We start from the raw sequence: 20,075 nt of genomic DNA on the forward strand, positions 1-20,075 counted from the left end.
CCAGCTCGCGCTGCCGCTGGAGGAGAAGACCGCCGGGTGCGTCGCGGGCGCCCTGGAGGGCGTCCGGGCGGTCCTCGGCGCCGACGGGACGCGCCGCGTGTTCCGCGCCGTGCTCACCGACAACGGCGCCGAGTTCTCCGACGAGGGCGCGATCGCCGCGCTCATCGGCGAGGGGCCCGGCGAGACGAGGCTGTTCTACTGCGACCCTAGGCGCAGCGACCAGAAGGGCGCCTGCGAGCGCAACCACGTCGAGATCAGGAAGCTGCTCCCCAAGGGCCGCGGCCTCAGGTTCGACCGGCTCGCCCCGGCCGACCTGGCGCTGGCGATGTCGCACGTGAACTCCGAGCCCCGCGGCGCGCTCGGCTTCGCGACGCCCGCCCGCGCCTTCCGGGCGATGCTCGGCGGCGACGCGGCGGCGCTGCTGGAGGCGTACGGCATCGAGGACGTGCCCATCGGCGAGCTCGACCTGACGCCGGGGCTCATCGCGCGGGCGCGCGCGGAAAGGGGCGATGCCCCGCTGTCCTAGCCTAAGGGAAAACGGAATAGACTGACCGACCGTTCGGCTGAGTCTGGGAAGAGGCGCCGGGCGGCGGGCGGAGCATGGCCACCGGACCCATCGAAACACATCTCCACCGTTCCTTCAACTGGGAAAACGGCGCCCCCGGGCCCCAGGAGGGGCCGCGGGGGCGTTCGGCTAACTGCGGGAATGGCCTATTTGCTCAATGTGTTCGGCTGAGATCGGAAATCAACCGAAACAATTTATAGACTGAGCGGGTCGTATTCTTTGGGCGATTGCTCCTATAATCTAGCCTTCGCTGCTGTCGGGAGGGAAGGACTAGGGCTCCGTTATTATGTTGAAACGCTTTAACAACTTTGACGTTCTCACGCGTTTTTTGTTTCAAAAGCGTTAGGATGGGACTTATAGTGCGGGGCGTAACGGGTGCCCCGCGCACGATAGGAGGCTATCAATGGCTAATCGTTTCGTTCTCAACACCATTTCTTACCATGGTTCCGGCGCCATCAAGGAGATCCCCGGCGAGCTCCAGCGTCGCGGCTACAAGAAGATCTTCGTCTGCTCCGACCCCGATCTGGTCAAGTTTGGCGTTACCGCTAAGGTGACCGACGAGCTCGACGCCGCCGGCATCGCTTGGAGCCTCTACTCCGAGATCAAGCCCAACCCCACTATCCAGAACGTCAAGGACGGCGTCGAGGCCTTCAAGGCCGCCGAGGCTGACGCTATCGTGACCATCGGTGGCGGCTCCTCCATGGACACCGCCAAGGCTATCGGCATCATCATCAACAACCCCGAGTTCGCCGATGTCCGTAGCCTCGAGGGCGTTGCTCCCACTAAGAACCACGCCGTGTTCACCATCGCTGTGCCGACGACCGCCGGTACTGCTGCCGAGGTGACCATCAACTACGTCATCACCGACCCCGAGAAGGTCCGCAAGTTCGTGTGCGTCGACACCAACGACGCCCCCGAGGTCGCCGTCGTCGACCCCGACATGATGGCTTCCATGCCCGCTGGCCTGACCGCCTCCACCGGCATGGACGCTCTGACCCACGCCATCGAGGGCTACACCACCAAGGGCGCCTGGGAGCTTTCCGACATGTTCCACTTTGAGGCCATTAAGCTGATCAGCGAGAACCTGCGCGACTCCGTTGCCGAGGCCAAGTCCGGTCAGCCCGGCTCCGGCCGCGAGGGCATGGCTCTTGGCCAGTATGTTGCTGGCATGGGCTTCTCCAATGTCGGCCTGGGCATCGACCACGCCATGGCTCACACCCTGTCCGCTCACTACGACACCCCGCACGGCGTTGCTTGCGCCATGCTGCTGCCGATCGCCATGGAGTTCAACAAGCCGGTTTGCACCGAGCGCCTGGCCAAGGTCGCCGTCGCCATGGGCGTTGACACCACGGGCATGAGCACCGACGAGGCTGCCGACGCCGCCATCGCCGCCGTCAAGCAGCTCTCCGCCGACGTGAACATCCCGCACGTCTGCGAGGCCATGAAGGCCGACGAGATCGAGGTCCTGGCCAAGGACGCCATGGCCGACGCCTGCTTCCCGGGCAACCCGCGCGAGGCGACGCTCGACGACGTCATCGAGCTCTTCAAGAAGATCTGCCCGGCTGCCTAACTTGGTTCGGCGGGCCCCTGCCCGTTAGCCCCACAATCGTCCTCGGACATGTCGGAAGCCCCCGCTGCGCACTTCGTGCGGCGGGGGCTTCCTCCGTCCTGCGGAAAGATTGTGGGGCTAACGGGCAGGGGCCCGCCGACTCGTTATCGTGGCGGGCGCAGTTCTGGGGAGCTCGAGGGTCATCTCGCTAGGTAAAAAGATGGTTCGCAGTGGTATTGTTGCTGTGGGTTTAATTCGATGTGAAAGGGTGACTTTGGTGTCCAAGATGGATTCTACGCTCTCCTATATCGCGGGACAGCTTAAGACGCTGACTTCTATTGCTTCGCCTACCGGCTATACCCGTGCGGCGACTGATTATCTAATGGAAACGTTGCGCGATATGGGCTTTGGCCCCGAGCGTTCCAATAAGGGCAACGTGCTGGTTGAGCTTGGCGGCGAGGGCGAGCCGCTTGTGTTGGCGAGCCATGTCGACACCCTGGGCGCCATGGTACGCTCCATTAAGGACAATGGCCGCCTGCGTCCCACGACGCTCGGCGGGCATCAGTGGTCTACGGCCGATGGCGAGAACTGCACCGTCTACACGCGTGACGGCAATGTGTACACGGGTGTGGTCCTCAATACCGAGCCTTCGGCGCATGTGGCCGATGAGCCGGTCAAGGCCATCGAGAAGAACATGGAGATCTTGCTCGACGAGAACGTCGATAGCAAGGACGATGTGCTTGAGCTGGGCATTCAGACCGGCGACATCATCGCTATGGATCCGCGTACCACGGTGACGGAGAGCGGCTACATCAAGAGCCGCTTCCTGGATGACAAACTGTCGGCGTCGATTCTGCTGGGTCTGGCCCGCGCCGTTGCTGACGGCGAGGTGTCGCTTTCGCGCAAGGTGTCGCTGCTCTTTACCGTGTACGAGGAGGTCGGCCACGGCGGCGCCTTCGTGCCGGCCGACACGCGCGAGATGATCAGCGTTGACATGGGCTGCGTGGGCGACGACCTGGGCTGCACCGAGCGCATGGTGTCGATTTGCGCCAAGGATTCGGGTGGCCCCTACAACTACGATCTGGTGACCACGCTGTCCAATATCGCGCGCGAGCTCGAGCTCGACTACGCCATCGACGTGTACCCGCACTACGGTTCCGACGTCGAGGCCACGCTCTCTGCCGGCTACGACATCCGTCACGGCTTGATCGGCCCCGGCGTGTACGCGAGCCACAACTACGAGCGCAGCCACATCGACGGCGTGCGCAATACCTACGAGCTGGTTCGCGCCTACGTGCAGCGCTAGGGGAGCAGCTTGCGACTCGGCTGACCAATCACTAAGGCCCGATTTCTCGGGCCTTTTTTCGCTTTTGGTCGTTTAGTATTATGATGTATATAATCTATTAACTAAACGTGTAAATTACTTAACGAGGTGATGCGGTGTATGGATACGTCTGAGTACTTGTCTATGGGTGATGCCGCCCGTCTGTTGGGCGTTACGAAAGCCCGTATATCTCAACTTGCCGCATCGGGAACGCTCGCGTGCGGTATTGTGGGCGGACGGAAGATGGTTGAGTATGATTCTGCGGTCGCCTATCAAAAGGTCCGCAAACGTGGACGCCGTCCTGCGGCAGATGTGGGGCGCAAGTTTACGCTGATGTCGGCCGACCATGAGGTCGCGCATGTCTCATTTGATCCGTCGCGTGAGTTTCCCTTCGAAATCGCGGAGGTACTCGATGCACAGAGGATGCCGTTTGGCACGTGCTCGAGTTCTTCTCCTACGGCGAATAAACGGGAGCTCAACGTGTGGTGGAGCCATCGGTCGGTGCCTGACGTCCGCCCCGGGCTTGTCTCGCGCTATCGTGAGCTGGGAATTGCCAGTGGCATCGAGGTTCCGGTTCAGTGCCTGGGCCTCTCGCTTTCGGATTGCTATTGGCTGAGGCCGGCCGATTGCGACGGGCTCGAATGGCGAAACCTCAATTACTTTGAGAACGAATTTGAGCGATCGGCGCCCGAGGGGCGTTCGGGTTGGCTGGAAGGCATCGGTCTTAAAAATCCCGACAACACATCCGAGGGCGAGCTTCCTAAATCGTGGATGATCCGAAACGGCATTCGCGTTTTGGCTAAAGGTTGCGGGATGGACGATCAGCGTCCCTTTAACGAAGCGGTTGCAACGGCTCTACATCGTCGCTTGCTGTCGGAGGGCGAGTTTGTTCCTTATACGGTTGAGTGGATGTTCGATGGCCCTGTCTGTTTGTGCGACGACTTTCTTGACGGCCGCGAGGAATACGTTCCGGCTGTTTACGTTAAGGGCGCACTTGGTAGCCAGCGGGGAAACTCGACATACGATCGATACTGTTGCTACCTCGGTAAGCATGGTGTCGATGAGGCCGCTGTGAGAAGGTCTATGTCGCAGATGATTGTCTGCGATGCCCTTTTGGCCAACAGCGACCGCCATTGGCGAAACTTCGGCATCATCCGCAATGTCGACACCCTGGAGATAAGGCCTGCTCCGCTGTTCGATAGCGGCAACTGCCTGTGGTACAACGTACCAACTGCCGTGCTCGCAACTGGGGAGTTTGGGTTTTCCGCTAAGCCGTTTGGGCCCGACCCTTCCGTCCAGCTGGCGCTTGCAGATTCGCTCGATTGGTTCGATTCATCGCGGCTCAACGGATTTGTTGATGAGGCGATTGAGATTCTTTCGCAGAGCGAATGGGCGACGGCGGAGGGTCGACTCGAGTCCATTCGTCGCGGCCTGGAGCGTCGCGTAATCGAGGTTAGTGCCGCTGTTGAAGTGCTTCGACACGTGCGGCGATAATCCCGCGACTACCTGATGGCTGCCGTAACGGTACCGCCGCCCAGGACGATGTCGCCGCGATAGGCTACAACGGCCTGGCCGGGGGCGATGGCTCGTTGCGGCTCGTCAAAAGTTAGCAGCATTTGTCCGTCTTCGCCACGTGTAAGGGTCGCTGCCTGGTCTTTCTGACGGTAGCGGTACTTGGCACCTACACGAATGCCGCCGGCGTCGAGCTCAGCCTCCATGCGGTCGGCAGGGGCGCTCCAGATCCAGTCGTTGGCCGTGAGCGCTGTGGCCGTCAGGTCCACGGCCTCGCCCAGGTGCACAATGTTGTTGGCGGCATCGACGCCCGTTACGTACACGGGATGCGCCATCGCGACGCCCAAGCCCTTGCGCTGGCCGATGGTATAGCGCAGCGCGCCGTTGTGACGCCCGACCACGCTGCCGTCGCGCCACACAATGTCGCCTGGCTCGGCGGCATGTCCGCAGCGGCGCTCGATATAGCCCGCGTAGTCGCCGTCCGCGATAAAGCAGATATCTTCGCTCTCGGCCTTCTTGGCGTTGATGAAGCCCTGCTCGGCGGCAATGCGGCGCACGTCGCGCTCTTTGTCCAGCCCGGCCAGCGGAAAGATCGTGCGTGCCAGGCGCTCTTGCGTGAGCGAATACAAAAAGTAGCTCTGGTCCTTCTTGGGGTCCTCGCCGCGGTGCAGCTGCCAGGTTCCGTCGGACGCCTGGCTCGTTTTGGCGTAGTGGCCTGTGGCGATGTGATCGCAGCCCATATCGAGTGCCGCATCGAGCAGCGCGCCAAACTTAATATGGCGGTTGCAGATGATGCATGGGTTGGGCGTCAGCCCCTCCTGATAGGCAGTCACAAATCGCTCGATAACGTTGCGGTCGAAAGTCTGCTGCAGGTCGAGCACACGGTGGGGTATCCCCAGGCGCTCGGCGACGGCCTTTGCATCGGCGATGTCGCGGTCGACTTTGCTCATGCCCGTGACGAGATCGGGCACGGGACAGGTGAGGCGCATGGTGGCACCGACGCATTCGTAGCCCTGGCTTTTGAGCAGGTACGCGGTCACGCTGGAATCGACGCCGCCGCTCATGGCGACGAGCACGCGCTTGTTGTGCATGGGGAGGTTCTCCTTGGTGGCATGCGGCCAAAAAAGAAAAGCGGCGCGGGAGGCTGGTTCCGCGCCGCAGACATTGTAGCAAGTTCGGACGTCTCGTGGGATACCCTGATGGGATGGGCTCGGGCTACCGGGGGAGAGGAGACCGGCTCGTCCCTGAGCTCAACCTATGGGCGACAGGCCCTAGTCCTGGAAGAGCGCCGTGGACAGGTAGCGCTCGCCGGTGTCGGCAAGCAGGGCCACGATGGTCTTACCCTCGTTCTCGGGGCGCTTGGCCAGCTGCAGTGCGGCCCACACGGCGGCACCGGACGAAATGCCCACGAGCACGCCCTCCTTGTGGCCCACAGCGCGGCCGGTGGCAAAGGCGTCGTCGTTCTCGACGGGGATGATCTCGTCGTAGACTCGGGTGTCGAGGACGTCGGGCACAAAGCCGGCGCCGATGCCCTGGATCTTGTGCGGGCCGGCCTGGCCCTTAGAGAGCACCGGGGAGGTAGCGGGCTCAACGGCGACAACCTGAATCTCGGGGTTCTGCTCCTTGAGGAACTCGCCCACGCCGGTCACGGTGCCGCCGGTGCCGACGCCGGCGACGAAGATGTCGACCTCGCCGTCGGTGTCATCCCAGATCTCGGGGCCGGTCGTGGCCTTGTGGATGGCGGGGTTGGCGGGGTTCACGAACTGGCCGGCGATAATGCTGTTGGGAGTCTCCTTCTGCAGCTCCTCGGCCTTGGCGATGGCGCCCTTCATGCCCTTGGAGCCGTCGGTGAGCACGAGCTGTGCGCCGTATGCCTGCATAAGTTTGCGGCGCTCGACGGACATGGTCTCGGGCATGGTGATGATCACCTTGTAGCCGCGAGCCGCCGCCACCGAGGCGATGCCGACGCCGGTGTTGCCGCTCGTGGGCTCGATGATGGTGTAGTCGCCGCCGCGCACGAGCTTGCCGGCCTTCTCGGCCTCGTCGATCATGTTCTTGGCGACGCGGTCTTTGACGGAGCCGGCGGGGTTGAAGTATTCCAACTTGACGAGCACGCGGGCCTTGAGGTCCTCATCGGCCTCAAAGTGAGTGAGCTCCAGAAGCGGGGTGTGGCCGATAAGCTGATCGATGGACGTGTAAACATTGCTCATGGTGAACCTCCAAGGTGTTCAAATGACTGGATACCGTGTGGTTTTACGGTGTGTGTAGCAGCGAAACCCATAAACCTTATGGGTTGTTCTTTTTGCTGTTGGCAAGCATAGTAGACAGTAAAGCCTAGTAACGCAATAGGAAATAGAAGATTATTACGAGTCGATTAACCAGCTTGACGGGAATAGGTATTTTCAAAACCAATTTTTCGGCTAGAATTTCTACGAATTAACAGACCGAAAGGCAGCAATATATATGTTGGTTTCCACAAAGGGCAGATATGCCCTGCGCGTTATGGTCGACCTGGCCGAGCACCAGGCGGCAGGCCGCATTCCCCTCAAAGAGATCGCGGCGCGTCAGGGGATTTCTGAGAAATATCTGGAGAACATTTTGGCTACGCTCGTCCGCGCCAATATGCTCTCGGGCATGCGCGGCAAGGGTGGCGGCTACGTGCTCACGCGCCCGCCCGAGCAGTACACGGTGGGCGAGATCTTGCGCCTGACCGAGGGCAGCCTGGCACCGGTCGCATGCCTGGACGGCGACTGCAAGGGCTGCTCGCGTTCGGACGAGTGCCCCACGCTCGACGTGTGGAAGAACCTGGACAAGCTCATCAACGACTACCTCGACGGTGTGACGCTCGATGCGCTCGTTGCCCCCAACGAGGGCTACGACTACGTCATCTAGCCCCACCTGTCATTTGGGGACGGGGCAGAAATGCTGGATTTTCTTGCCCTCTGAGGCTCGACAAATGATAAGGCCGCCCATCGTTGCGATGGACGGCCTTCTTTAGGTGTGTTGTGGCGGTCCGAATCCGGTCGCTTTAGTTCCTGGCGACGCTGTCGAGAATGCTGCGCATGATGGATACCAGGATGCTGCCCATAAAGGCCGATCCAAAGCTGGCAATGGAGATACCCGCGCCCAGCAGATTGACCGACAGGTAGCTGGCCAGCTCGAGCATAAAGCTGTTGACCACAAGCTGAAAAATACCAAGCGTGATAATAGTGAGCGGCAGCGAGATGACCGTCAGGAACGGCTTTACGAGCGAGTCGACTATGTTGAGGAACAGTCCCACGAAGGCAAAACACACCCAGGCGTCGGCCATGCCGAAGGGCTGAATGCCGGGGACGAGAAACGTTGCGATCGCGATGGCGATTGAGGTAAAGAGCCAGTTAAGCATAAAGCGCATGGTGTGAATCCTTTCTTGCGCAAGACGTGGCAAAGAGGCGTGAGAGGCACATGCCTTTGCAACTCGGGTAGATGCGCGGGCACGGCCCTGTTTGGGCACCCATTGTTCCAGATATTCGTGGAGCTTGCGTGCGCATTCGGTTTCAAAACGGCGTTCGTCCTAAAAAACGTGCCGCTGGCAGAGAGTCTTGTCGCTTTAGTTTGGTGGTGTGCTAAACTGCTACGGGCAAAAGCCACAGGCGTTGCCCTATTGCATATTACGGGTGAACGATGCCCGATGTCAGTATCAACTTCGATGCCTTTTGGCGGGTTTGGCGGTGATCGATGAATATCGAGAACATGTTTGACAAGCCTGATGTCAAGCAGCTGGTCCACGCATTTAGCCTTTTGGACGACGAGAAAGATATCCAAGCGTTTTTGACCGATATCTGCACGCCGCGTGAGATTTGCGATCTATCGCAGCGTCTGCAAGTCGCGCGTTACCTGGACGAGGGCGAGCCCTATGTCGAGGTTCAGGCGCGTACCGGCGCTTCGTCCACCACGGTGAGCCGTGTATCCAAGGCGCTCAACGGCGAGTACGGTGGCTACCGCAAGATCCTCATTAAACTGGAGGATGGCGAGTAGGCCAGCGACAACATTGAATTACGAAGAGCCGTCCCTCCGGGGGCGGTTTTTTGATCCCCTGGGGACGGAGGAAAACGGATCATCGAGGGGGTCAGTCTAACCCGGTGATCCGTTTTCCTCCGTCCCCAGGGGATCAAATCTGTTGGCGTGGGGCAAATCTGTCCGCTTGGGCGGGTAGGATGGATACATTGATTATTGCGAACAGTTTGAGCGGAGGACCATGCCTGTTCGAATCTATACCACCAATGCCGGCACGGATTTGAGCGATGCCGAGTCGGCGTTGCTTGCCGACCTTATTGCCCGCCACGGGCGTGCCGTGCTGCTGGCGCCAACGTTTGCCGAGCTCGACCTGTGCCGTCATGATGCGGCGGAAGCCGGGATTTCGCTGGGTATCGACTACAAGACGCCTACATCGTGGCTTCGCTCGCTTTGGGAGCTTTTGGGCGACGGGCGCGGTTTCGTCGACAACCTGCAGCGCCAGATGCTGTTTTCGGACATGGTCACGCGCCTCGATGATGCCGACCTGCAGCCGCTTTCGCGCAGCCAGGGCACGGTGCGCATGCTCGCGCGTATGGCCCGCGATGTACTGCCGGGTGTGGCGGGGACGACGGCCGAGCGATGCCGTGGCAACAATTGCCAGCCTGAGCCAAAAAGCGATGCCGAGGCTCGCGTGTTCGAGCTTTTGCGTGCCTACGCGGGCGGTTTGGACCGTCGAGATATGGTCGAGCCCTGCGAGGCAGCTGACATTATAGCCGGTGCCCTGGCCGATAACCTGCCGGCGTGCGCCCGCGCCGTATGCGTGCGCGGTGTCACGTCGTTTACGCACGGCCTGCTCGAGCTGCTGTCTGCCGTGGCGAACAATGGGGGAGAGGTCGTCGTGCTGCTTGCCCGCGAGCAGGCGGCGATGCGCGAGGAGCTTGCCGCGGCATTTGATGCCCGCGGCGTGCTGTTTGAGGTCGGGCCGCTGGGGGAGGGTGTCGGCGCGTCTGATGCCGCTTGCGGGACCGCCGCTCAGCCTGCCTTTATTGAGGTCGCCGGGCCCCATGCCCGTGCTCATGTCTATGCGGACGCCGTCGATAAGTTGGTGAAAGCGCACAAGGAGTCCAAGGCCGATAAAGCTACTGCAATGCCCACCGACCCCGTGCGCGTGCTCGTCGTTTCTGCCCGGGCACCCCAGCTGTTCGGTGAGCTCGCCTCTCGTCTGGCGGCTCGCCATATCGCTGCCGAGACAACTGAGTTCACGGCGTTTTCCCAATCCATTGCGGGCAGGCAGTTTGCGGCGCTTGCCGGCCTGATCGAGCGCATGAAGGCCGCCGATGAGGGCACGGCGTCAAAGACCGAGTGGTGGCCCGCGCCGGAGCTTACCGACTGGATCTACAGTCCGCTTTCGGGCGCTGATGCCGTCAATGCCCGTGCCTTCGATAAGAATATGCGTCTCTCGCGCAGCAAGACTACCGCGAGCGTTAAGAGCCTGCTGCAGAGTGTCCAAGGCCAGGTGAGGGGCGCGCGCAAGGCGGCGAGCGACGACAACTGGTTTAAGAACGTACCGTGTGTGGTTTCGGACGTGTTCCAGGCGCTGTGGCGTGACAAGCCCGTGACGGCGCTCAAGGCCATGCTTGCCGTTGCCGAGGCGTTGCCCGATCGCGCCCTTGGAGGCCTTGACGGTCAGGCTCGTCGCCAGGCGGAGGTGGCCTTGCTGCGCCACGTCATCGACATCCTTATGAATGGCGCCCGCGTGCTCGACGTGTCGCAGGCCGCGACCGTGCCCGTGCTCGATGGCATTCGCACCAAGGTGGACAAGCGTAGCACCGCCTACGATTACGAGACCTACGAGGTTGACCGTGCGCCACGTGCTCAGGTTCGTTTTGCTTCGCTTGCCGATGCGGCAGCTCTGCGCCCCGGCAGCTACGATGCCGTGCTGTTTGCCGATGTCGATCTGGACAGCTATCCGCTCTCGCACGAGGAGGGGCCGCTGGCCACGCTGACGGCGAGCCTTGGTCGCGAGGGCGTGACGCTTGAGCCCGCGGCCTTGCTGCGCGCGCGCTTTGGCCACGCGATGCAGGCGTCACGCGGCCCGGTTACGCTCGCCCGTGTGACCCACGATCGCCAGGCGCGCGAGTGCTATCCGGCTGCCGTGTGGACCGAGTTGCGGGCGCATGCCGAGGCTGACGGCGCTAAGATCGCTGACGACGCTAAGACCGCTGGTGACGCTAAAGCCGCTGGCGCCGACAAGGCGAAGTGCGTGGGTGAGGGTGATATCGTAAAGGACTTCGATCCCGCGGCAGGCGAAGGTCTCAAGCGCGAGCGCGTGACCTGTGAAGCCCCTCAGCATCTGAGTGCCGAGGCCGTGCCGTATTTGGTCCTGCGTCGTCGCGATGGCGAGGGCGAGGACGCGCCGCTCGTGCCGCGCCTGACGTCCGCCTCGCAGATCGAGGCCTATTCCACCTGCCCGCTGTGCTGGTTCGTCTCGTATCGCGTCAAACCTCAGTCCATCGATGCAGGCTTTGGCAACATGGAGAAGGGCAACTTTGTCCATGACGTGCTGGAGCACTTGCATGCACGTCTTCCGCAGGAGGGCATGGAGCGTGTGACGCCCATGAATCTGCCGCGCGCGAAGGAGCTGCTGCACGAGGTCTTTGCCGAGACCCTGGCCGAGCACGCCGGCAAGCGCGGTACCGAGGGCCCGCTGGTGCCGCTCTCTCCAGTGGAGGAGCGCCAGGCGGCCGAGATCTTGCCGCAACTGGAGGGCGTGCTCGCCTACGAGTCCGAGGCGCTCGCGCCCTTCGCGCCGCGCTACCTGGAGTTTGCGTTCAACGAGCTCCAGGTCGAGTATGCCGGCTGGCCGCTCGGCGGGCGCATCGACCGCGTGGATGTGGATGCCGAGAACCGCGCTGTGGTGATTGACTACAAGCATCGTTCGGGTGTCGAGGAGTTTAAGCTCGCCGACCCCACGGTGCGCGACGAGGAGTCGGGCGAGGCCCCCATCGACGATCCGCGCTGGCTGCCGCCCCATACCCAGACGCTCATCTACGCGCAGGCCATGCGCCGGGCGCTGGATTTGGACACCCGCGCGGCGCTCTATTTTTCGACCAAGGGCGGCAAGCCGGCGTTGCGCGGTGCCGCGAGCGCCGAGCTGCTCGAGGAGGAGCGCGGCGACGGTCGCATCCCGGGCCTCAAGAAGGGCTTTCCGGGCGAGGGCGGCAACATGGACTTCGATGCGCTGCTCGACCGCGTGGAGGCCGGCATTGCCGAGCGCCTGCGCGAGCTCGAGGCGGGCGACGTCGCCGCTGTCGATCCGACGTCGGCGCAGGCCGCGCATGCGCGCTGCTCGTATAACCACGAAGGAACGTTTGTAAGGAGGGACGTGTAGACCATGGATCTTTCGACTTTGATGCCGCAACAGCTGCAAGTCGTCAAAACGCTCGACCGTCCGCTGTTTGTCTCGGCAGGTGCCGGCTCGGGCAAGACCTTTACCCTCACGCGCCGCATCGTCTATGCGCTCTCGCCCGAATCCGGTCCGTTTGTCGAGCATCTGGACCAGGTGCTCGCCATTACCTTTACCAAAGACGCCGCGGCCGAGATCCGCGACCGCGTGCGCCGTGCGCTTATCGACGAGGGGATGGACGAAGAGGCCCTGACGGTCGATGACGCTTGGATCTCGACCATTCACGGCATGTGTTCGCGCATTCTGCGCGCGCATGCGTTGGAGCTGGGCATCGATCCCGAGTTCACGGTGCTCACCGATACCGACGAGCTTATGGATCAGGCTGTCGAGCATGTGCTGGGGCGCGCGACGGCGCCCGATGCCGCGCCCGAGCTCGCCACTTCGCTTAAGGCCCTCTACGCCTGGTATCCCATGGCGGGCGAGGGCGGGACGTTTGGCGCCGGTACCACCATCAAAGGCCTGGTGCGCGACTTGCTGGAGCTATCGAGCCAGCTTCCGGGCGGCATGGACGATGTGTGCGTGGCGCGCGGCCAGGCCGACACCTCGGCGCTTGCCGATGCCTATCGTGCGGCGCTGGGCGCAAGCAAGGCCACGACCGAGAAAGCGCAGGTGGCACTCGACGCCATCGACGCGTTTGAGGCGAGCGGCAAAACCATGGAGGATGCGGCGCGACTCATGATGTCGTGCAGTATGCCTCGGGCGAGCAAGGCGTTTCCTAAGGAGCAGGTGGAGCTACTCAAGGCCGAGGCCGCCGATGCGTTTATCAATATCGTGCTTGCCTGCGGCGGCCCGGCGCTCGATGCGCTGGTGGGGCTTGCCCGTGCCGTAGAGGCGGAGTACCGTGCGCTCAAGGCCGACCAGTCCGCGCTCGATAACAATGACCTGCTGCGCATGGCGTACGAGGCGCTGCGCGACTACCCGGCTATTCGAGCTGCCTATGAGGGCCGCTTTAAGATGGTCATGATCGACGAGTTCCAAGATACCGACCAGATGCAGGTCGATCTGATTCGCTATTTGACGGGTGCGGGCGAGCGCGCGCTGTGCACGGTGGGCGATGCGCAGCAGTCGATCTATCGCTTCCGTGGTGCCGAGGTCGAGGTGTTTCGCCGCCAGGAGCGCAAGGTGGGTTCGACGACGGCGTCCGAGACGGTCACCACGTCCGATGCTCCCGCCGGCGAGCTCGTCAAACTCGTGCGCAACTTCCGCAGCCACGACGAGGTGCTGCGCTATGTGGCGCGCGTCTTTGACGGCGACACCGGTGGTTTGATGCAGGGGTTCTTGGATCTTGAACCGAGCGACAAACGCAAGGACATGCTCAAGGCAAAGGCTTCGCGCCGCCAGGCGCTGTTCGTTGCCGGCGGCAGTATGCAGGAGCGCACGCAGGCCAAGGCCCGTGCGATCGCCGAGCGATTCCATGCGCTTGCCGATGCCGGCCAGCCCCAGGGCGGCATGGTGCTGCTGCTGGGTCGCATGACCAATGCCGACGTCTACGCGCAGGCCTTCCGCGACCAAGGACTCGACTGCGTCATCGCAGGCGGCTCGGTCTTTGCCCAGGCGGCCGAGGTGCAGACGGTGCGTGCCCTGGTCTGCGCGCTCGCCAATCCGGCCGATACGGCCCAAGGCCTTATGCCGTTGCTGGCCTCGCCGATGTTTGCACTCGGCGCCCAGGAGTTCCTGGCGCTGGCGACCAAGCTCGACGAGCAGACGGGCGAGACGTCGCGCCGCAATATCGATGTGGGCATCATGAGCGATTCCGATGTGCCGGGTTTGCAGAACCTGCCGCTCGTGACGCGTGCCCGCGAGGTGCTGCGCTACGCGCTTCGTCGCGTGGGACGCGATTCGTTCGCCGCCATCGCGCGCGATGTGGTCAATGCCTCCGGCTGGTTCGTGCGTCTGGCGCAGCGCGGCCCCGAGGGCAAGGCCATTGCCGCCAACGTGCTCAAGGCGCTCGACGCCGTGGCCGAGGCAGAGGCCGAGCTCGGCAATTCTCCGCGCTCCATCGCGCTCGCCTTCGACCGCTTCTTGGCGGGCAAGGAGGCCCCGGGCGCCCTCAACGAGGAGGGCGACGGCGCGGTGCGCATCATGACCGTGCATGCGTCCAAGGGCCTGGAGTATCCGGTTGTAGCGGTTGCCGAGTGTTTTGGCGTGCGCAAATCGTCCGGTGCGGCACAAATGGGTCGCGTCGACGGTGGGGCGCAAGTCGTGGCGCTGCCGGCTCGTTTCGATGGCGTTAAGCTTGCCGACGGGACCTTCGTGAAGGGCGATGACGTCAAAAAGCAGTTTGAACACGCGTTTAAGGGCAAGGGCACGTCGCTGTGGCTGCCGCCGGAGCTCATGGAGGACGTCTGCGCGACGGGCTCTCCCGCCGAGGCATTTGCCCGCCTGCGTAACGACGACCTGCAGCTTTCGCTCGAGGAGCGGGCTCGTCTGCTCTATGTCGCCATGACGCGAGCGCGCGAGTTGCTCATTCTGGCGATGGATGCCGGCGTGAGCCGCGGCAAGGTGATGGCGCCGACCTTCGATGTCGAGACGGATCTGACCTACGACGTGCTGCGCCGCATCCTGCCGACCGATAGTCTGGACATGCCGCAGCTCGATAGCGACCGTCTGGTGTTCGACAACTCCCAGCCGGGCGACTACGAGCTCATCTCGCTGGCGGACTTTACGTTTGGTGAGCAGGCGTTTGAGGCTAACGCTTCGCTGGATGCCGAGGGCAGGCTCGTTCGCGGCGATGTCGATGTCGCTGATAATGCTGCGCGCTCAACTGTGCCCGGTCCTGCCGACCCCAAGCCCGATGCGTTTGAGCTCGTGTATCCCCAGGCAGTGGGCGTGCGCATGGGCATCTGTCCGTTCCCGGTGCGTGACTCGTATAGCTACTCGTCAATTGCCGTGGCGCTGCATGCCGAGTCCGAGGACCGTGCCGCCGAGGCGCTTGTTCCCATGGACGAGTCCGGCGATGATGCGGAGTCGGATGGCTCGGAGATGGCCGATGCGGACGTGGCTGCTGTCGAGCCCGCCGGCAACCCCATGGCGCTGGGCTCGGCCTTCCACGCCGCTTGCCAGTGGCTCATCGAGATGGGTGCCGATGCGCTGCCCGTTGAGCGTGCCGACGCCCTGGCTCGCTTGTGGCGCCTGACGCCGGAACAGCGCGAGCGCTTCGATGTCGCTCTGGATCGCTGGCTCAAGTCGTCGGTTCGTGCCGAGCTGCTCGCGTGGCCGTGCATCCGTGCCGAGGTGCCGTTCTTCTCGCTGGGCTGCGAGGACGAGGATATCGCCCGCTACGGCGCCTATGCCGAGGGCGCCATCGATGCCTTGGCAACCGACCCGGCGGATCCGTCGCGCGCACTGGTCATCGACTACAAGACGGGCGGCACGCCGGATGAGACGCCGGAGCAGCTGCTCGAGAAACACGCCTTGCAGGCGCGCGTTTACGCCGACGTTCTGCACAAGGCGGGCTTTGAGGTCGTGACCGTCAAGTTCGTTCGCGTGGAGCGGGCGAATCCAACCATCTTCGTCAATCCCGCCGAACCTCAAGTGGTCACCTACAACCTCTAGTCCTCAGATAACTTGCGGTGGAATACGGACTGTTTTGGTCAAAAAAGCCGCCAAACAGTCCGCATTTCACCGCAACTGCAAGAGGAGCCGTGTGGGTTTGGGCTAGGTTCGGGTGCCGTCCGCGCTGTGCGGTAGAATCGTAACCCTAAGATCACGAACCCGCATCGGAGCTCATTACATGGCATTCGTCCATCTGCACAATCACACTGTTTTCTCCATGCTCGACGGCGCAACCCGTATCCAGGATATGGTCAACCGTGCCGTTGAGCTGGGCATGCCCGCCGTCGCCATTACCGACCACGGCTACATGTATGGCGTGCCCGACCTGGCGCTGGCCTGCGACGCCGTTAACCACAACACGCCCGAGTACAAAACCTGGAGTCACGACAAGGCCTTCTTGGAAAAGGACCGCCGCGACGAGCTGGTGGAGCCCGATCCCGAGGAAAGCCCGCGCGAGCATGCCCAGTATGTGAAGGACATGGCCATGTGGGACGAGAAGGGCAACATCGACGAGCTCAAGCCGCCCCTGGTCATCAAACCCATCTTTGGCTGCGAGGTCTACTTTACGCCGGACGAGACGCTCGCCCGCGACCATAAGCCCGAGCTCTACCACATGATTCTTCTGGCCAAGGACCAGGAGGGCTACGTCAACCTGATGCAGACGGTCTCCGAGGCCGCTGTGCAGGGCTTTTACTACAAGCCGCGCGTGACGCTCGACAACCTGCGTCGCCATGCCAAGGGCATGATCTGCACGAGCGCCTGCATCGCGGGCATCATTCCCAAATACATCGACCGCGGTGACATGGAGGGCGCCATCAAGTGGGCCGAGACCTTCCGCGACACCTTCGACCCTGGCGACTTTTACATCGAGATCCAGGAACACGGCATTACCACCGACAACGGCCTGACCGACGAGCAGATGGACCGCACGCTCATCGACATTGCCAAACAGGTGGGTGTCAAGGTCATCGCCACCAACGACTTCCACTACCTGCGCCGCGAGGACGCGCCCGTACAGGACGTCATCATGTGCATCGGCATGAACGCCAAGGTCGACGACCCCAACCGCATGCGCATGACCGGCTCGGAGTTTTACATGAAGACCGAGGAGGAGATGCGGGCGATGTTCCCGTATTGCCCCGAGGCCTGCGACAACACGCTCGAGATCGCCGACAAGTGCTACGTGGAGCTGGACTGGGACTCCATCATCCTGCCGCGCTTCCCGTTGCTCGACCCCGGCGAGACGCACGAGAGCCAGTTCCGCCGCGAGTGCGAGAAGGGCCTGCGCCAACACTATGGCGATGACTGGGCCACACGCGAAATCGGTGGCGTCAACATCAAAGAGCGCTTTGAGTACGAATACAAGGTCATCTGCGACAAGGGCTTTGCTGCCTACTTCTTGATAGTTGCCGAGTACGTGCAATGGGCCAAGGACAACGGCATCGGCGTCGGCCCCGGCCGTGGCTCGGCCGCCGGCGCTATCGTCGCCTACGCCATGAACATCACCGCGTTCGACCCGCTCGAGAACGGCCTGATGTTCGAGAGGTTCCTGTCCCCGCAGCGTACCGAGATGCCCGATATCGATATGGACTTCGACGATGAGCGGCGCCTCGAGGTCGTGGAGCACGTTCGCCAGCTCTACGGCCCCGAGAAGGTCACCCACGTTATCACCTACTCGACCATCAAGGCCAAGCAGGCCATCAACGATGCCGCGCGCGTTCTGGACTACCCGGTCTACATGGGCCAGCGCCTGTCCAAGATGGTCTCGAGCGACCCCAAGGTCAAGCTCAAGCAGGTACTCGAAAAACAACCCGGCAAAGAGGATCTGTTTAACCCCGACTTTGCCGAGGCCTATAAAAAGGACGACGACGCCCGCCGCATCATCGACACGGCGCTCTCGATTGAGGGCCTCACCCGTGGCGAGGGCGTGCACGCGTGCGCCGTTCTGATCTGCCGCGACCCCGTCAACGAGCATGTGCCCACCAAGCTCGATACCAAGGGCGGCGTTGAGATTACCCAGTACGAGGGCCATACCGTTGCCGACATGGGCCTGCTCAAGATGGACTTCTTGGGCCTGCGCACGCTGACGGTTATCTCCAAGGCTAAGGCAAACATCAAAAAGAATTTCGGCATCGACATCAAAGAGGAAGAGATTCCCTTTGACGACCCCGAGATCTTTAAGCTCATGGGCTCCGGTCACACCGCCGGCGTCTTCCAGGTCGAGTCCGCCGGCATGACGGCCACGATCAAGAACATGAAGCCCACCGAGTACAAGCACGTCGTGGCATTGATCGCTCTATACCGCCCGGGCCCGCTGGGCGCCGGCATGGTTTCGTCCTACATCAACCGTATGAACGGCAAGGAGCCGGCCGTCTCCTACGACGACCGCCTGGACGACATCCTGGGCGAAACCTACGGCACCATGGTCTACCAGGAGCAGGTTATGCTCATCTCCGTTGAGATGTGCGGCTTCTCCAAGGGCGAATCGGACTCGCGTATCCGTAAGCCCGTGGCTAAGAAAAAGATCAAGCTGCTCACGTCGACGGTGCTCCACTGGGAGGATGGCTCGGACGAGACCACCTACGACCACTGGATGAACGGCGCCATCAAGAATAACTACACGCGCGAGGTCGCCCAGAAGATTTGGGACGATGTTCTCGAGTTCGCATCTTACGCCTTTAACAAGTCGCACTCCGCCGGCTACGCCATCCTGGTTATGCAGACGGCATGGCTTAAGGCGCACTATCCGCACGAGTACATGGCGGCCGTTCTGACGTCCTACACGGGCAAGACCGACAAGATCGTTCACTACGTCTCGGCGTGCCGTCACGACGGCATCCCCGTGCTGTCGCCAGATGTTAACGAGTCCGGTACCGAGTTCACGGCTACCAAGGAAGGCGTGCGCTTTGGTTTGGCCGGCATTCGCGGCGTGGGCACCGGCGTGGCGCAGGCGATTATCGCCGAGCGCGAGGCGGGCGGCCCGTTTAAGACACTGCACGACTTTGTCGAGCGCGTGGACTCGAGCCAGGCCAACCGTCGCGTGATCGAATCGCTCATCAAGGCAGGTGCTTTCGACTCCACGGGGTATCCGCGTCGCCAGATGATGCACTTCGTGGACAAGAACAACCCCGAGAACATCATCGATGCCGCCGTGAAGCGCCAGAAGGATCGTGCGAGCGGCCAGACGTCGTTCTTCGATATGTTTGGCGACGTTGAGGGCTCGGGCTTTGAGGTGAGTGTGCCCGATCCGGATGGCCAGGAATGGGACCGCCACCTTAAGCTGAGCCAGGAGAAGGAGGTTCTGGGCATCTATGTCTCGGACCACCCGCTGCGCCCGTTTGAGTATGCACTAGCCAAGGCACGCGACTTCTCGTTCTCGCAGATCGATACCGGCTACGAGGTGCAAAACCCCACGGGCGGTACCATCAACCAGGAGATTCCCGAGGGCAAGGCGCTGTGGTGGGCCGGCATGGTCTCGAGCGTGTCCAAGCGCGTGACCAAAAACGGCGACCCCATGGGCATCGTGCAGCTCGAGGACATGGAAGGCGAGGCCACGGTCGTGGTGTTCCCCAAGACTTATAAAGAGGCTGAGGGGTACCTGTACGGCGAGGTCGATCCCGAGACCGGCGCGCAGCTGTCCGATGCGTTTGTGCGCATTAAGGGCAAGCTCGAGCGTTCGGACCGCGGCGACCAGATCATCGCGCAGGAGATCGTGCCGCTTGAGCTTAACGAGGAGAACAACAAGCCCAAGGTGTTTGAGGTCATGGTGCCCAACAGCCGCTTTAGCCAGGGCAATATGGCGCGTCTTGCCACGGTGCTTACCGCCAACCCGGGCGGCGACCGCGTGGAGATCTTTATCGAGCAGGTGGACGGGCGCGTACTGCGTGCCGAGGTGCCGGCCAAGGTCAACGCACGCTCGATTCCGCTGCTGGCAGAGGCCAAGGCCATCGTGGGTAACCAAGGCCGCGTGACGGTGATCTAAAATGATTTTTCTGGGACGGGGATTAAAAAATCATTTTGGGTGACGTGTGGCGGAAGACCAGTCTTTCTGGGACGGGAATGATTTTTTCATCCCCGTCCCAGAAAAATCATTTGGCATGCGAGATTG

At 62.2% G+C, this 20,075-nt stretch carries 11 protein-coding genes and 1 pseudogene; 9 read left to right on the forward strand and 3 right to left on the reverse strand.

What is annotated here, in order from left to right; translation table 11 throughout:
• The 4 genes and pseudogenes from AAAX73_RS03820 to AAAX73_RS03835 all read left to right on the forward strand — a co-directional run.
• A pseudogene (locus tag AAAX73_RS03820) lies at window positions 1-526 on the forward strand (IS30 family transposase); the annotation flags it as partial.
• A gap of 442 nt (window positions 527-968) precedes the next feature.
• On the forward strand, window positions 969-2,135 hold the full coding sequence (fucO, locus tag AAAX73_RS03825) for a lactaldehyde reductase (protein ID WP_117759609.1): 1,167 nt from the start codon (window positions 969-971) through the stop codon (window positions 2,133-2,135).
• A 265-nt stretch (window positions 2,136-2,400) separates the two neighbouring features.
• Complete coding sequence (locus AAAX73_RS03830) at window positions 2,401-3,420, forward strand: M42 family metallopeptidase (RefSeq protein WP_349125152.1); 1,020 nt, start codon at window positions 2,401-2,403, stop codon at window positions 3,418-3,420.
• A 138-nt stretch (window positions 3,421-3,558) separates the two neighbouring features.
• Window positions 3,559-4,932 (forward strand): hypothetical protein, encoded by a 1,374-nt coding sequence (locus tag AAAX73_RS03835; RefSeq protein WP_349125063.1) that lies wholly within the window; start codon window positions 3,559-3,561, stop codon window positions 4,930-4,932.
• Between the two features lie 8 nt (window positions 4,933-4,940).
• On the opposite strand, the gene mnmA is transcribed toward AAAX73_RS03835, so the two are convergent.
• Window positions 4,941-6,143 carry a tRNA 2-thiouridine(34) synthase MnmA gene (mnmA, locus tag AAAX73_RS03840; RefSeq protein ID WP_349125153.1) on the reverse strand — a complete coding sequence of 401 codons (1,203 nt, stop codon included), beginning with the start codon at window positions 6,141-6,143 and terminating at the stop codon, window positions 4,941-4,943.
• 78 nt (window positions 6,144-6,221) lie between these two features.
• Window positions 6,222-7,160: a cysteine synthase A gene (gene cysK / locus AAAX73_RS03845; protein WP_349125064.1), complete on the reverse strand. Its 939-nt coding sequence runs from the start codon at window positions 7,158-7,160 to the stop codon at window positions 6,222-6,224.
• A 253-nt stretch (window positions 7,161-7,413) separates the two neighbouring features.
• Between cysK and AAAX73_RS03850 the strand changes: the two genes are divergently transcribed.
• Window positions 7,414-7,842: an Rrf2 family transcriptional regulator gene (locus AAAX73_RS03850; protein WP_055250949.1), complete on the forward strand. Its 429-nt coding sequence runs from the start codon at window positions 7,414-7,416 to the stop codon at window positions 7,840-7,842.
• Between the two features lie 136 nt (window positions 7,843-7,978).
• Here the strand turns inward: AAAX73_RS03850 and AAAX73_RS03855 are convergent, their stop codons facing one another.
• A complete protein-coding gene (locus tag AAAX73_RS03855) occupies window positions 7,979-8,344 on the reverse strand; it encodes a phage holin family protein (protein ID WP_118079521.1) in 366 nt (121 codons plus the stop codon).
• A 323-nt stretch (window positions 8,345-8,667) separates the two neighbouring features.
• Here AAAX73_RS03855 and AAAX73_RS03860 point away from each other — a divergent pair, with 323 nt between their 5' ends.
• From AAAX73_RS03860 to dnaE, 4 genes are all read left to right on the forward strand, one after another.
• Window positions 8,668-8,967, forward strand: coding sequence for a YerC/YecD family TrpR-related protein (locus AAAX73_RS03860; RefSeq protein ID WP_022094855.1), 300 nt, complete (start codon window positions 8,668-8,670; stop codon window positions 8,965-8,967).
• 220 nt (window positions 8,968-9,187) lie between these two features.
• Complete coding sequence (locus tag AAAX73_RS03865) at window positions 9,188-12,337, forward strand: PD-(D/E)XK nuclease family protein (RefSeq protein WP_349125065.1); 3,150 nt, start codon at window positions 9,188-9,190, stop codon at window positions 12,335-12,337.
• 3 nt (window positions 12,338-12,340) lie between these two features.
• On the forward strand, window positions 12,341-15,967 hold the full coding sequence (locus tag AAAX73_RS03870) for a UvrD-helicase domain-containing protein (RefSeq protein ID WP_349125066.1): 3,627 nt from the start codon (window positions 12,341-12,343) through the stop codon (window positions 15,965-15,967).
• Between the two features lie 178 nt (window positions 15,968-16,145).
• Window positions 16,146-19,949: a DNA polymerase III subunit alpha gene (gene dnaE / locus AAAX73_RS03875; RefSeq protein WP_118079527.1), complete on the forward strand. Its 3,804-nt coding sequence runs from the start codon at window positions 16,146-16,148 to the stop codon at window positions 19,947-19,949.
• Window positions 19,950-20,075: the final 126 nt, after the last annotated feature.

The sequence above is a fragment of the Collinsella sp. CLA-ER-H9 genome (assembly GCF_040092295.1).
Taxonomy (GTDB): domain Bacteria; phylum Actinomycetota; class Coriobacteriia; order Coriobacteriales; family Coriobacteriaceae; genus Collinsella.

Coding starts and splice junctions, on each gene's coding strand:
- AAAX73_RS03830 (WP_349125152.1), top strand. CDS start 2,401: ATGGATTCTACGCTCTCCTATATCGCGGGACAGCTTAAGACGCTGACT.
- dnaE (WP_118079527.1), top strand. CDS start 16,146: ATGGCATTCGTCCATCTGCACAATCACACTGTTTTCTCCATGCTCGAC.
- AAAX73_RS03870 (WP_349125066.1), top strand. CDS start 12,341: ATGGATCTTTCGACTTTGATGCCGCAACAGCTGCAAGTCGTCAAAACG.
- fucO (WP_117759609.1), top strand. CDS start 969: ATGGCTAATCGTTTCGTTCTCAACACCATTTCTTACCATGGTTCCGGC.
- cysK (WP_349125064.1), bottom strand. CDS start 7,160: ATGAGCAATGTTTACACGTCCATCGATCAGCTTATCGGCCACACCCCG.
- AAAX73_RS03835 (WP_349125063.1), top strand. CDS start 3,559: ATGGATACGTCTGAGTACTTGTCTATGGGTGATGCCGCCCGTCTGTTG.
- AAAX73_RS03850 (WP_055250949.1), top strand. CDS start 7,414: ATGTTGGTTTCCACAAAGGGCAGATATGCCCTGCGCGTTATGGTCGAC.
- AAAX73_RS03865 (WP_349125065.1), top strand. CDS start 9,188: ATGCCTGTTCGAATCTATACCACCAATGCCGGCACGGATTTGAGCGAT.
- AAAX73_RS03860 (WP_022094855.1), top strand. CDS start 8,668: ATGAATATCGAGAACATGTTTGACAAGCCTGATGTCAAGCAGCTGGTC.
- AAAX73_RS03855 (WP_118079521.1), bottom strand. CDS start 8,344: ATGCGCTTTATGCTTAACTGGCTCTTTACCTCAATCGCCATCGCGATC.